Genomic DNA, 13010 nt, shown 5'->3' on the forward strand with positions numbered 1-13010 from the left:
TTCGGTCCCGCGAACCGGGCGCCTCCGGCGCCCGGACAACTGACCGCGCTACCGCGACCGTGTCGTCACTTCCACGCCGTCTTCGGTCACGATGACGGTGTGTTCCTTCTGGCTGACGAATTTCCCGTCTTCCTCCTTCAGGACGGGGTAGCCGTGGACGATGTCCTGCTGGGTGAGCCGTCGCAGCGCCATTTTCGCCCGCGGGGAGTCGAGCCAGCGGGCGGCGAAGGGCAGGGTCTTGAACTCCTCGGTGATCTGGTCCAGCACCTGGCGGGCGTTGCGGTCCCGCACCGACCCCTCCCGTTCCAAGGCGAATATCTCCTCGCTGGCCCCCTCCTTGACCTTGCCGCGGCCGTCCGTCGCGAACGGTTCGATGGCGACCACGTCGCCCGGCGACAGTGTCGCCCCCTGGGCCACCTCGCGGTTCGGGATGTTCGGCGCGGTGTGTTGCTCCCAGTGACCGAGCCCGTGGCCGGTGAGGTTGACGACGGGGTTGAAGCCATACCCCTCGATGACGTCCTCGACCGCAGCACCGATCTCGCCCACGTCGACGCCCGGGCCAGCGACGTCGAGGGCCGCGTCCAGCGCCTCCGCGGAGGCGTCGGCCAGTTCGTCCCGGCCCGAGAGGTCGACCGTCACCGCGGTGTCGGCCAGCCAGCCGTCGACGTGGACGCCGATGTCCAGGTTGACCATCTCCTCGCCGAACGTGCTGTCGTCGTCACGCTCGGGCGTGGCGTGGGCGGCCTCCTCGTCGATGGAGATGTTGACCGGGAAGGCGGGCTCGCCGCCCAGCTCCCGGATTTTGTTCTCCGCCCACTCGGCGACTTCGAGGTGGGAGACGCCCACCTCGACGCGTTCGGCCGCCTCGTCGCGCACCTGCGCGAGTATCTCGCCGGCCTCGCGACACTTCTCGTACTGCTCGGCCTCGAAGTCCACATCACTCATATCCGACTGGTTCGGGTGTGGCCGGCAAATGAATTTCCATCGGGCCGGCGCGAGCCCGACGTTTCGGACGGCGTGTCAGTCGCCCGACTCGCGGGCCGTCTGCATCACGGCGGTGTTGCGTTCGCTGCCGACCCGGCCCGCGTGGTCCAACACGAGCACGCCGGCCCGCCCGCCGGTTTCGGCCTCGAACTCGGCGATAGCCGTGTCGGCCGCCTCCCGGGGACCGAAGGTGTCGAGCAGTTCGACCGCTCGCCGGGCCAGCCCGAACCGGGCGATGGCCTCGCCCTCGCCGGTGGCGCTGGCACCGCCGCGGCCGTCGGCGAAGAAGCCGGCCCCCCGCTGTGGCACGTCGCCGACGCGGCCCGCCAGCGCGAACCAGCGACCGGCAGTCGAGGTCGCCGCCGCCATCTGCTCGCCGTCGGTCGCCACCGCGCCGACGGTGTCGGTGCCGCCGAAGTGCGCCCGGACCCAGTCGAGGTGGGCGTCGGTCCCACGGTCGGGCGGGTCGGCCTCCGCGTAGCGCCGTCGCGTCCCGTCGGTCAGCAGCTCCGCGCCCGTCTCGATGCCGCTCGCGGCGGCCAGTTCGACCGCCGGGTCGCCGGCCACCAGCAGGTGGGGTGTCTCGCGGGCGACGACAGCGGCCACGTCGGCGGCGCGGGCCACGCCCGTCAGCCCCGCCGCGGCCCCAGTGACCCCGTCGTCGGTCATCACGCCGGCCTCGGTGCGGACGACGCCGTCGCTCTGGACCGCACCGCCGATGCCGGCGTTGAACGCGGGGTCGCGCTCCAGCGGGCGGACGGCCTCGCGGACGGCGTCGAGGGGCGCGTCGGCGCCGCTTGCGGCCGTGGCCGCGTCGGCGAGTGTCCGCTGTCGGTCGGCCGGTGCCTCGGACGTGCTCCCGGCGCCACCGTGGACTGCCACGTGCATACTGTCCGGTTCGACTGTCGGACGGAAAACATATTCCCCGTCTCAGTCCCCCCGAGAGAACCGAAAGCGATAGTCGACGCCGCCGGATAATACCGCCTCGCCTCGGGTGGTGTACGTTACCAAGTTTATAGAAAAACGGCAATCATTTAGGGACAACTATCATCAGGCGCGATATGGGCTACGACTACGACAAGGTGGATGTCCCGGACGAGGGACAGCAGATCGAAGTGACAGACGACGACGAACTCGACGTTCCCGAGAACCCGATTATCCCCATCATCCACGGGGACGGTATCGGGACGGACGTGGGTCCGGCCGCCCAGAAGGTCCTCGAAGCGGCCGCCGAGGCCACCGGCCGCGACATCTCCTGGATGCGCGTCTACGCCGGCTCCAGCGCCCGCGAGATGTACGACGAGAACCTCCCCGACGACACCGTCGAGGCCATCAAGGAGTTCAACGTCGCCATCAAGGGGCCGCTGACGACCCCCGTCGGCGCCGGCTTCCGCTCGCTGAACGTCGCGCTCCGGAAGACGCTTGACCTCTATGCGAACGTCCGACCGACCTACCACCTCGACGGCGTCCCCTCCCCCGTGAAGAACCCCGGCGAGATGGACATGGTCACCTTCCGGGAGAACACCGAGGACGTCTACGCCGGCATCGAGTGGGAGGCCGGCACCGACGAGGTCCAGGAGGTCAAGGAGTTCGTCGAGGAGGACATGGGCTACGACTCGACCATCCACGACGGCCCGGTCGGCATCGGCATCAAGCCGATCACCGAGTTCGGGACCAAGCGGCTGGTCCGTGAGGCCATCGACTACGCCATCGAGGAGGACCGCGACTCGGTCACCCTGGTCCACAAGGGCAACATCATGAAGTTCACCGAGGGCGCCTTCCGCGACTGGGGCTACGAGGTCGCCGAAGAGGAGTACGACGACTCAGTCATCACCGAGGACGAGCTCTGGGAGGAGTACGACGGCGAGGCCCCCGAGGGCACGCTGGTCGTCAACGACCGCATCGCCGACAACATGCTCCAGCAGCTCCTGACCCGCACCGACGAGTACGACGTCATCGCGACGATGAACCTCAACGGGGACTACATGTCCGACGCCGCCGGCGCACAGATCGGCGGCCTGGGCATCGCCCCCGGCGCGAACTTCGGCGAGGCCCGCTGTCTGGCCGAACCCGTCCACGGCTCGGCCCCCAAGTACGCCGGCGAGAACAAGGTCAACCCGACCGCGATGATTCTGTCGGGTCGCCTGATGCTCGAGTACATGGGCTGGAAGGACGCCGGCCAGCTCGTGCGCGACGCCGTCGAGGAGACCATCTCCAGCGGCAAGGTCACCTACGACCTCGAACGGCAGATCGAGGGCGGCGAGAAGCTCTCGACCTCCGAGTACGCCGACGCCGTGGTCGAGAACATCGAGAAGCTGTCCTGAGGACAGTTTCCCGACGCCGACGGGACGAGGCGTTCGCGTAATCGAGCAGGCCTTCGCGGCCGCGATCTCCCGACACCCGTTTTTTCGCTGTCACGCCCCATAGCCCGGCCGCCGCGCCCGACGCTGGCCCAGCCGCCTGGCGAGGACACACGGTGAGACAGGCCGCTGAGGGCCACACGGGGGCTTTGCCACCACAGGCCGCGTCGCAAACACTTTACTGTCCGGACGGTTCCGTGGGCACATGGCTTCCCTCCCGGTCGAGATCCTGCTCGGTATCTATCTGGGGCTGCTCGTGGGCGTCATCCCGGCGCTTGTCTCCTGGGCGCTTGGCTTTGCGTTCAAGTACTTCACCGGGGTGTCCATCCCCGGGTTAGGTGTCGTCGTGCTGGCTATCGCGCTGGCCGGCGTCAGCGGCGGCCTGCTGGCGCTTGCCGACAAGTCCATCACGTCGGCCCCCAACGCCGAGCGCGTCGTCACCGCTATCCTCCTGGTCGGGATGGTGTCGCTGTATGCCCACAGCAAGGGCGACAAGATGGGTGCGGAGTTCCCGCGGCGGCTCTCGCTTCGGGGACTACGGGACAAGCGCCTCTCGGCTGACGTCGTGGAGCTGGTCGGCGGGCGCGACGAGGTCCGCATCCGCGCGGCCGGCGACGTGGCCGACATGGAGGGGTATCCGCCCCTGCCCGAGCCGCTGCGGGCCGAGATACGGGACGGGGAGTGGACCTTCCCCGTCGACCTCCGCATCGGCGAACTCGAAGCGCGGCTGGAAGAGCGACTGAAGACGGAGTTCGACCTCGGCGACGTGGCCGTCAGCATCGACGAGAAGGGGCGGGCGGCCATCACCGCCGCGCCGCCGTTCTCGGGGCTCTCGAAGCGAATCAGCGACGGACGCCACGCGGTGTCCGTCGACGCCCTGCTCCCGACCGGGCTCGCGCGCAACGACGAGGTGACAGTGCTGACCCCCGACGCCGAAGTCCGGGGGACCGTCGTCAGCGGACGGACGAAAAACGCTGAGAAAGACACCGAGAAGGCCGTCGAGACGCCGGCGACACCGGACCCGGCCGACACCGAGAGCCCGCCGCCGGCCGTGCGGGCACCGACGACATCGGGCGGCGAGGGCCGGCTGACCGTCGCGGTGAACCGGACCGACGCGGGACCGCTCCTGCAGGCCGACAGCGCGAAGGTGGTCGTCGAACCTCGGGGGACCCGCCGCGAGTACGAGCTCATCTCCCTGCTGCGCCGCGCCGGCAACCGCTTCCGACGGCTGACCCTCGACGCCGAGAGCGAACTCGCCGGCAGCACGCTCCGTGCGGCGCGCGTCCGCGAGACCCACGGCATCGCGGTACTGGCCGTCCGGAAACCTGGCGGCTGGCGGCTCGCGCCCCGGGGCGACACCGAACTCGTCGCCGGCGAGGAGCTGTACGTCGTCGGGACCAGGGACGCGCTTGACAGCTTCGAGGCGGTGGTCGCATGAGCGTCGGCGCGGCGGTCGGGCCGTTGCAGCTGGGACAGTTCCAGCGCAACCCGACCATAGAGGACCCGATACTGCTTGCGGCGTGGCTCGTGGGCGTTGGCCTCGCCGCCGCGATCGCGGCCGGCCTCGTTGCACTCGTCTACCGCTGGTACGTCCGCGAGCAGGTCCCGACCGGCCTGGGCGTCCTCTTCGGGCTGACCGTCGTCTCGGTGTACGTCGGGGCGACCGGGGCGCTGGGCGCCGTCATCTCGGACCCACAGGCCGAGGAGGCTATCCTCCAGGCGGGCGATGTGCTCCCGAACCTCGGCGCCTTCGCGCTCGGGGCCGCCGGCTCCTCGGTCGGCATCCGGGTCGGTGACGCCGTCGGGACGGACCTCTTTGCCGCGACCGGCGGCCGGACCGTCGACGCGGACGTGAGCGAAATCGTCCAGACAGTGGGCCGGGTCACCTCGGTGAAACTGCCCGAGGACGTCGACGATATCGTCGGCTACGACCCGATGCCCGAGGAGACGAAACAGACGCTCGCCGGCAAGCGGTTTCTGTTCCCCCGCCGGCTGACGAAGACCGAGCTCCGGGAGCGGCTCGTCAGCCGGCTCAAGACCGACTACGGCGTCGGGCACGTCGACCTCGAACTCCAGGACGACGGCACCGTCGAGTACATCGCCGTCGGTTCGCGGGCGGCCGGTATCGGCCCCACGCTCCCGCCGGCGACCAACGCCGTCGCGGTGCGGGCCGACCCGGCTCACGCCGCCAGCTCGGGCGACCTCGTGCAGGTGTGGGACACCGACCCCGCCGAGCGGGTGGTGACCGGCGAACTGCGCGGTGTCGCGGGTGACGTGGTCACCGTCGCCATCGACGCGGCCGACACGCCCAAGCTCGACCCGAACAAGCAGTACAAGCTGGTCACGCTCCCCGTCCAGGACCGGCCCGACCGGGAGTTCGCCTCGCTGCTCCGGGCCGCCGACGAGACGATGGGGACTATCACCGTCCCCGCGGGCAGCGAACTCGCCGGCACGCCCATCGGCGAGCTCGGGGTCACGGTCGCGGCCATCACGCGGCCCGACAGCCCGCCGGAGCCGATTCCCTCGCGGGACAGGGTGCTCGACGGCGGTGACGTCATCTACGCCATCGCCACACCGGAGGCGCTCAGACGGGTCGAGACGGCTGCGGGCCGGGTTCGGCCACCCGAGGAGCCGGCGACCGACGAGGACACGACCGACGGCGACCTCATCGGGGACGGCGACAGTGTCGATGCGTCCGACGACAGCGTCGCGGAACCGGCGGACGAGGACACCGGACCGACAGACGGGGACGCGCGGAACTGACCGGCCGCGGTGGCACAACGCTCAAGTCGAGCGCTCTCCGGGGTCCCGTATGGAGTGGAAGCTGTTTGCACACCTCCGCGACGCGGCCGGCGCCGAGACGGTCAGCGTCGATGTCGAGACCCCCGGGACCGTCGAGGCAGCCCTCGCCGCGCTGGTCGAAGCCGAGCCGGCGCTGCGCGCGGAGCTGTTCGAGGACGGCGACCTAGCCGACCACATCCACCTGCTGGTCGACGGCGAGGACGCCTTCACCGAGCGGGAGGGGCTCGCAACTGAGGTGGCGGCCGACACAGAACTCGCGCTCTTCCCGCCAGTCAGCGGCGGCTGACAGCCGATTCGGCAGCAGCGTCGTCAGCAGTCTGTAGCGTCGCAACCGCGCCGACGACGATTCTGATACCGTCTCGGTACGCCGTATCGAGTGTCACGTCCCAGCCGTGAGTCTCGGCGAGCATCCGGACGTTCGGCAGGTCCAGTCCGGCCTCGGCGTCGGGGATGGCACTGCCGTACTCGAAGAATTCGTCCGGATCGGTGTCGCCGACCGGGGCCCCGTCGTCGGTGACAGTGAACCCGTCGTCGGCCGGTCGGACGGTCACCGTCGTGGCACCGTTGTGTGCCGCGAAATCGAACGCGTCGACGAACAGCGACCGAAGTCGCTCCGGGTCGGCGACGAGGGTGGCGGCGCCGTCGACAGCGAGTGTCATCGCGCCGGAGTCGGCTCGCTCCCACGCCTCGCCGGCGATATCGGCGAGGGGTACCCGCTCCGTCTCCGCCGACTCGACTGTCTGGCCGTGTCTCGCGAGGGTCGCGAGGTCGTCGACGACCGACGCCATTCGGTCCGTCGTCGACGAGGCGGTTTGCAGCGAGTCCCTGGCCGCGGTCAGGTCGCCGTCGTCAAGCGCCTCGCCGGCGATATCGACCCTCGCTCCGAGGACCTGCAGCGTGTTGAGCAACTCGTGTCTGACGGCGGCGGCGAACCCTTCGAGTTGCTCGTTCTGTCGCCGTAGCTCCCGGCGCTGGGTCTCGGTCTCGGTCACCTCGGTGAAGACGACGAGTCGACCGATGTCGGCCTGGCCGAGCGCGAACGTGGTGTCGCTAACGAGATAGTACGCCGGCGCCCCGTCCCGGGACCGTTCGAGTATCTGCGTGTCGGTATCGAGCGCTGCGGCGGCGTCGGGGGCGACCGACGCGAACGACTCGCCGACTGAGCCAGACAGGGCCGGGAAGAGCCGTTCGGCCATGCCGTTGTACTGGCGTATCACGTCACCGTCCAGGTAGATAACGGGGTCGTCGACGCCGTCGGTGAGTTGGACGGCCAGAAACTCCGACTGGAACACATAGAGAGTCCCGACCGCGAACACGGCGACCCCGATGGGTTCGTAGTTGATGTCGATGAGGTAGTCGCTGGCGAAGCCGACGACATCGAGCGCGACCGGGAGCCCCGTGACGCCGACGAGGGCTGCTAGCGGTCTCGTATCGAAGTCCGCGTCGAGGAACATCTCGTACAGCATGAAGAAACCGACCGCAACGAGCGCATACGAGAGCCCGGAGACGAGCCAGTGGAACAGGTCGTGGGCAATCGTCAGATGCGGGAACGGCGTCGTGACGAAAGCGGTGTCGAAATACAGCCCGTGGATCGGGTTCGTCAGTTTCACCGCGACGATGGCGAGATAGACGGCGACCGAGAGGCGCCGGTAGAGCCGGTCGCGATGAAACGAGCGGCCGGTGTAGGCCGAACAGAAGTAGAGCCAGGCGCCGACGGTCGTCAGCCCGACGATGAGACTGAGCGTGTACGCCGCGTACGCCGTCGCGGGCGTCGGCGCGACCAGAAAGGCCAGTTCCAGGGCGGCCCACCCGCCGCTGGCGGCCAGGAGCCCAACCAGTCCCCGTCGGGTGTCCGGGTCGGTGACCCGCCGAGCGCGAACCAGGGCGACGCCACAGCCAAGCGTGGCGAACGCGTAGGTGAACGTGTATGCGAGGAACGCAGACGAAACGCCAAACAGGGCCATCTATGCCGTAACTAGTCGCTCAAACATTTGAGTACTGTGGGGGGATTACAAGCACTGATAACGACTGCGGCGGCTGACTGGCGACGCCATGTCGCACGGTCGACCCGGCGAGAGCTACGGCGCCCTCACAGCCACGGCGTCGACCGCTGGGATATCTCGCCGGCCAGCGGCGTGGCCATCGTGTCGGCGGCGTCCTCGCTGTTTGCGAGCGCCCACATCAGCTTTACCTTCGCGGTGCCGGGCAGCATGTCCTCGCCCTCGATGACGCCCGCGTCGAGCAGGTCACGGCCCGTGTCGTAGACCCGGTCACACACCCGGCCTTCGAGACACTGGCTAGTCATCACGACCGGGATATCGAGGTCCTCGATGACCGATATCCAGTCGGTGTTGACGTGGCCCAGCCCCGTCCCTTCGATGACGAGGCCGTCGCTGCCCTCGGCCGCGGCTTCGAGCAGTCCGGTGTCCATCCCCGGCGTGAACTTGATGAGTTCGACGTCGGTCGCGAGGTCGTCCTGCAGCGCCAGCTCCGTCTTGCCGCGGGACTCGTACTCCCGCCGGAACGACACCGCACTCTCGCCGTCGGTGTCGTAGTCGACGGTTCCCAACGGCTGTGCGCCCACCGTCTCGAAGGCGTCCCGGCGGGAGGTGTGGTTCTTCCGGACGCGGGTGCCCCGGTGGAGTGCACAGCGGTCGTCGGACTCCTCGGCGTGCATGCAGACCAGCACCTCCGCGCAGTCGCTTTTGGCCGCCTCGACCGCGGAGACGGCGTTCATGACGTTGTCCGAGGAGGGGCGGTCGGCCGACCGCTGGCTGCCGGTGAAGACGATCGGGACAGGCGTATCGAGCATGAAGGCCATCGCCGAGGCCGAAAACTGCATCGTGTCGGTGCCGTGCATGACGACGACGCCGTCCGCGCCGGCCTCGATCTCGTCGCGAACGGCGCGTGCGAGTTCCTGCCACACGTCGGGCGTCATGTTCTCCGAGAGAATGTTGGCGACGACCCGTCCCCGGTAGTTTGCCATTCCCGCCAGGTCCGGCACCGCCCGGAGCACGTCCTCGGCGTCGAACTGCGCCGTCACCGCGCCGGTGCGGTAGTCGACGGTCGAGGCGATGGTCCCGCCGGTCGAGATGAGCGACACCGTCGGGAGGTCGTCGTCGAACTCGATCTCGGAGCTGTCCGACTCGTCTTGGGCGCTCTCGACGTCGTAAACGTCCGATTCGAGCACGTCGACGCTCGCGGCGTCGCGGTCGATACCCACGTTGTACCCCCCGTCGAGCTTGACCACAAGGTGGTCGTCCGTACTGGAGGGGAGCAAGACGCCCTCGTAGCGCTGGTCCGCGCGGTCGACGCGGACCCGGTCGCCTGCGTTCATGCCCGCCAGTTCTGGCCGGCGTGACTTGAACCCACTCGTTCGGCCCGGCCGGACCGCTGCCGGCGTCCCCTCGCGACAGACACGCGTCAGACGTGCCCATAACTGACATACGTCCAGCGCCCAGAGGACGACGTATGGCCGAACGAACGGCGGAGCGCACCCGCGACTCGGACGCGGACGCCGACTCGGCGGCGTCGACGGTCACCGACACCGGCTCGCTGACCGACGAGGCCGAGGAATCCGGCGGCAGTTACGTCTCGGTCCGGGCGCTGGTGGTGGCCTTTGTCGCCATCGGCGGCGGGATGACGCTTGGCAGCCTCATCCCGATGGTTCCGTTTACCGCGTTCGCGGGCATCCCGGTCGGGTCGTTTCTCCACGGGCTGTTGGACCGCGAGCGCCGCTACGTCGAGACGGCCGTCGCCGGCGGACTGCTGGCCGGCCTGTCGGTCGTCACCTCGTTGCTCCCGCAGCTGCTTGCCGGCCTGGACGGGACGCGGCTGTTCGCCATTGCCGCTGCTGTCGGGCTGGTACTGTCCCTAGTCGGTCACTACTTCGGCCGTGACCTCCGTGCCGGGCTGACCCGCGAGCTCTAGCGCAGCTGCCAGCCGTCGTCGGTCCGCTCGACGACATCCTCCTCGGCGAGCTGGCCGAGTGCCTTCTCGACGAGTTCCGGCGGGGCCTCGACCTCGCGGGCCAGCGACTGGACGGACATCGGGCCGGGAGTGAGCGCGCTCACAAGTTCCGCGTACAGCCGCCCCTCGCCGTCCTCGACGGCGTCGTCGAACCGGTCCCGGACGTCGGTCACTCGGCCCTGAACCCACCGCTGGGCCAGCGATAGCTCGTTTTCCAGCTGTTCGAGCCGGGCGAGCTGTCGGGCCATGTCCCGGAGGTCGCCACCGTCCTGGTCCTCGACCTCGATGGAGAGGTGCCGACACGTGGAGATGTCCATCCCCTTGCTGGCCGGATACGCACTCTTGGTCCCGAACTCGTAGGGCGAGACGCGAACCTCAAGCCGGAGGTTCCGTGAGATGGAAAAGTACTTCCGCCGCTGGTCGTCGGTACGCGAGTCTACCAGCCCCGCCTCCTCTAGCTTTTTGAGGTGGTCGATGACGGCTTTCGGGCTGACACCGAGGTACTCGCTTATCTCGGTGACGTAACAGGGCTTGTGTGCGAGCAGGCGCAGAATCCGCCGTCGGTTGGCGTTTCCAAGCAGGTCTAGCAACTCGGCGGAGTCCATTCACCTGACGTAATGGGTCGTAGTTAAAAAGGCTGACCCTCAACTACTCGTCAGTTTCCGGACCGACCGGGCGCGTCGCCGCTGCCGTTTCCAGCGTTCGAACCACCGTTCCCGGCGTCCGAACCGCCGTTCCCGGCATCAGAACCGCTTCCACTGTTCCCGGCATCAGAACCACCGTTTTCAGCATCCGAACCGCCATCGTTCCCAGCATCAGAACCGTTTCCACTGTTCCCGGCATCAGAACCACCGTTTTCAGCATCCGAACCGCCATCGTTCCCAGCATCAGAACCGTTTCCACTGTTCCCAGCGTCCGAACCACCGTTTTCAGCATCCGAACCGCCATCGTTCCCAGCATCAGAACCGTTTCCACTGTTCCCAGCGTCCGAACCGCCGCCACCGTTCCCGGCATCAGAACCGCTGCCACCGTTCCCGGCATCAGAACCGCTGCCACTGTTTCCCGCATCCGAACCGCCGCCACTGTTCCCAGTATCAGAACCACCGTTCCCAGCATCAGAACCGCCGCCACTGTTCCCAGTATCAGAACCACCGTTCCCAGTATCAGAACCGCCGCCACCGTTCCCAGCATCAGAACCGTCGCCACCGTTCCCAGTCCCCGAACCACCGTTTCCAGCGTTCGACCCGCCGCCGTTCCCGCCCCGCGCCGAATCACTGCCGTTACCTGGGTTCGAGGGTCCCGATTGTCTGCCGTCCGGAGCATTGTCCGCACCCGGTGGGTCGCCGCCACCAGTCCGATTCGCTGGGGGCCCGCGCTCGCCGGCTTGGTCACCCCCAGTCCGATTCGCTGGGGGCCCGCGCTCGCCGGCTTGGTCACCCCCAGTCCGGTTCGCTGGCGGCCCGCGCTCGCCGGCTTGGTCATCTCCCGTCCGGTTCGCTGGCGGCCCGCGCTCGCCCCGGTCCGCAGGTGGGCCTCGGTCCGCAGGAGGGCCCCGGGCGTCGGGCGGCCCGCCGCCCAGTCCGCGAGCGATGGCCGCAACCTCCGGGCCCGTCAGGTTGGACGCGTTCTGCCGGAGCCGGTCCAGCCGGCTATCGTTCACGCCGGCCCGGGTCGCGGCCGCATCGGTGTCGTTTACCGCCGTCCGCAACGCGTCGATACGGGCGCTGAGGCTGCTCTGTCGCGCGATGTAGGCCGGCTCCCGAATCGGCCCGTTCTCGTATCGCTCTGTCAGACTCTCGTTCTGGCGCCGGAGCCGCTCCAGTCGCTGTTCGAGCGTCCCGGTCCGGTCCCGCACGAGCCGTGCCCTGTCGCTGGCGTTGGACTGGTTGAATCCCGCCTTCCACATCCCGTTCTCGACGGATTCGTTCACCGCGGTGGACGTCGACTGGGTGAACGCTGTCACCTGCGCCCCCATGCCAGCGGTCTCCCCGCTCTCGTTGGTCGTGTTCCGGGTCGCCGTCGCGGTCTCCTGAGCCAAGATAGTGGGTGAGACGAGGAGCGCGAGGGCGACCAACACGACAAACAGCGTGTGCCGGTGAGTCATCTACCGGTATATGGCCGCCCCGAAATAAAAAGCGGGTCGTTCGTTCGCGCCGTTCACTCGACCGTGAAACCGTCCAAGCTGGTCCAAAAGCGTTTATACGCTGTTCTCATCGAGTCGGGGTAACCAGCGGGACGCCAGCGCCACCGAACAGACCGACAGCGCCACAGTAGCGACGACAAGCGCGGGGCCGGGGTCGTAGCGCAGCGGCGGATAGTACCCAAAGCCGTAGTCCAACAGGTCGTTGCCAAGCGCCAGAACCAGCGCCGTCGCCAGCGCCCCGCGAGTCGTCCGGGCGTAGTGTGGGACCAGCGCCCCCTCGGCGACGAACCCGACGTGCGTGACGATGATGCCGAAGTAGGCCCACAGCGCGGGGAAGTACACGTCGAACCCGAGGTTCAGTGCGACGACCGTCCAGACGCCCATCTTCACCAGCCACACCAGAGCGATGGTGTGTAGATAGGCCAGGGGGCGGTTCATCGGCACGTCGTCCAGCGAGTCACCGAGGAACGGCCACAGCGTCACCAGCGACAGCGTCATCAGGGCGAGCGCGGTCGGCGAGTCGGCATACAGCGGCCAGAGGAACGTCGAGACGCCAGGCATGGTCTCGACGTAGTAGCGGACCCCCACGAGGACGGCCACGGCGTTGGCGACGACCAGCCACACCAGGCTCGGCGCGTTCTCCAGATAGTACCGCGCGTACGTCCGTGGGAGCGGTCCCCGCTTGTCCATACACCCACTGCGATACGACGGTCGGAAACACTGTCGGTCCGCTCGTTGTGAGCGTGACAGCC

The 13010-nt window shown here is 68.5% G+C and carries 11 protein-coding genes and 1 pseudogene; 5 read left to right on the forward strand and 7 right to left on the reverse strand.

Annotated features, from left to right (window positions below):
• Positions 1 to 48: 48 nt before the first annotated feature.
• Together map and VJ162_RS10290 are read right to left on the reverse strand one after the other, a co-directional pair.
• Complete coding sequence (map, locus tag VJ162_RS10285) at positions 49 to 945, reverse strand: type II methionyl aminopeptidase (RefSeq protein ID WP_324664032.1); 897 nt, start codon at positions 943 to 945, stop codon at positions 49 to 51.
• A gap of 75 nt (positions 946 to 1020) precedes the next feature.
• Positions 1021 to 1872, reverse strand: coding sequence for an isoaspartyl peptidase/L-asparaginase (locus tag VJ162_RS10290; RefSeq protein WP_324664034.1), 852 nt, complete (start codon positions 1870 to 1872; stop codon positions 1021 to 1023).
• Positions 1873 to 2045: 173 nt separating this feature from the next.
• Between VJ162_RS10290 and icd the strand changes: the two genes are divergently transcribed.
• From icd to VJ162_RS10310, 4 genes and pseudogenes are all read left to right on the forward strand, one after another.
• A complete protein-coding gene (icd, locus tag VJ162_RS10295) occupies positions 2046 to 3308 on the forward strand; it encodes an isocitrate dehydrogenase (NADP(+)) (RefSeq protein WP_324664036.1) in 1263 nt (420 codons plus the stop codon).
• Positions 3309 to 3549: 241 nt separating this feature from the next.
• Positions 3550 to 4782, forward strand: coding sequence for a potassium channel family protein (locus tag VJ162_RS10300; RefSeq protein WP_324664037.1), 1233 nt, complete (start codon positions 3550 to 3552; stop codon positions 4780 to 4782).
• Positions 4779 to 6095 (forward strand): annotated as a pseudogene (locus VJ162_RS10305) (TrkA C-terminal domain-containing protein); the annotation flags it as partial. The gene VJ162_RS10300 and the pseudogene VJ162_RS10305, both read left to right, overlap by 4 nt.
• A gap of 61 nt (positions 6096 to 6156) precedes the next feature.
• Entirely contained in the window at positions 6157 to 6432 is a 276-nt protein-coding gene (locus VJ162_RS10310; protein WP_324664039.1) for a ubiquitin-like small modifier protein 1, read from the forward strand.
• On the opposite strand, the gene VJ162_RS10315 is transcribed toward VJ162_RS10310, so the two are convergent.
• On the reverse strand, positions 6419 to 8110 hold the full coding sequence (locus VJ162_RS10315; protein WP_324664040.1) for a sensor histidine kinase: 1692 nt from the start codon (positions 8108 to 8110) through the stop codon (positions 6419 to 6421). The genes VJ162_RS10310 and VJ162_RS10315 overlap by 14 nt on opposite strands.
• A gap of 125 nt (positions 8111 to 8235) precedes the next feature.
• Positions 8236 to 9483 (reverse strand): Glu-tRNA(Gln) amidotransferase subunit GatD, encoded by a 1248-nt coding sequence (gene gatD / locus VJ162_RS10320; protein WP_324664041.1) that lies wholly within the window; start codon positions 9481 to 9483, stop codon positions 8236 to 8238.
• A gap of 134 nt (positions 9484 to 9617) precedes the next feature.
• Here gatD and VJ162_RS10325 point away from each other — a divergent pair, with 134 nt between their 5' ends.
• The gene (locus VJ162_RS10325; protein WP_324664042.1) at positions 9618 to 10076 is read left to right on the forward strand and encodes a hypothetical protein; all 459 of its coding nucleotides are present in this window, start codon (positions 9618 to 9620) and stop codon (positions 10074 to 10076) included.
• Here the strand turns inward: VJ162_RS10325 and VJ162_RS10330 are convergent.
• From VJ162_RS10330 to VJ162_RS10340, 3 genes are all read right to left on the reverse strand, one after another.
• Entirely contained in the window at positions 10073 to 10720 is a 648-nt protein-coding gene (locus VJ162_RS10330; protein ID WP_324664043.1) for an ArsR/SmtB family transcription factor, read from the reverse strand. The genes VJ162_RS10325 and VJ162_RS10330 overlap by 4 nt on opposite strands.
• A gap of 43 nt (positions 10721 to 10763) precedes the next feature.
• Positions 10764 to 11321 (reverse strand): hypothetical protein, encoded by a 558-nt coding sequence (locus VJ162_RS10335; RefSeq protein ID WP_324664044.1) that lies wholly within the window; start codon positions 11319 to 11321, stop codon positions 10764 to 10766.
• A 991-nt stretch (positions 11322 to 12312) separates the two neighbouring features.
• The gene (locus tag VJ162_RS10340) at positions 12313 to 12948 is read right to left on the reverse strand and encodes a DUF1405 domain-containing protein (RefSeq protein ID WP_324664045.1); all 636 of its coding nucleotides are present in this window, start codon (positions 12946 to 12948) and stop codon (positions 12313 to 12315) included.
• Positions 12949 to 13010 lie beyond the last annotated feature (62 nt).

The organism is Haloarcula sediminis, assembly GCF_035656455.1.
In the GTDB taxonomy this organism is placed as follows: Archaea; Halobacteriota; Halobacteria; order Halobacteriales; family Haloarculaceae; genus Haloarcula; species Haloarcula sediminis.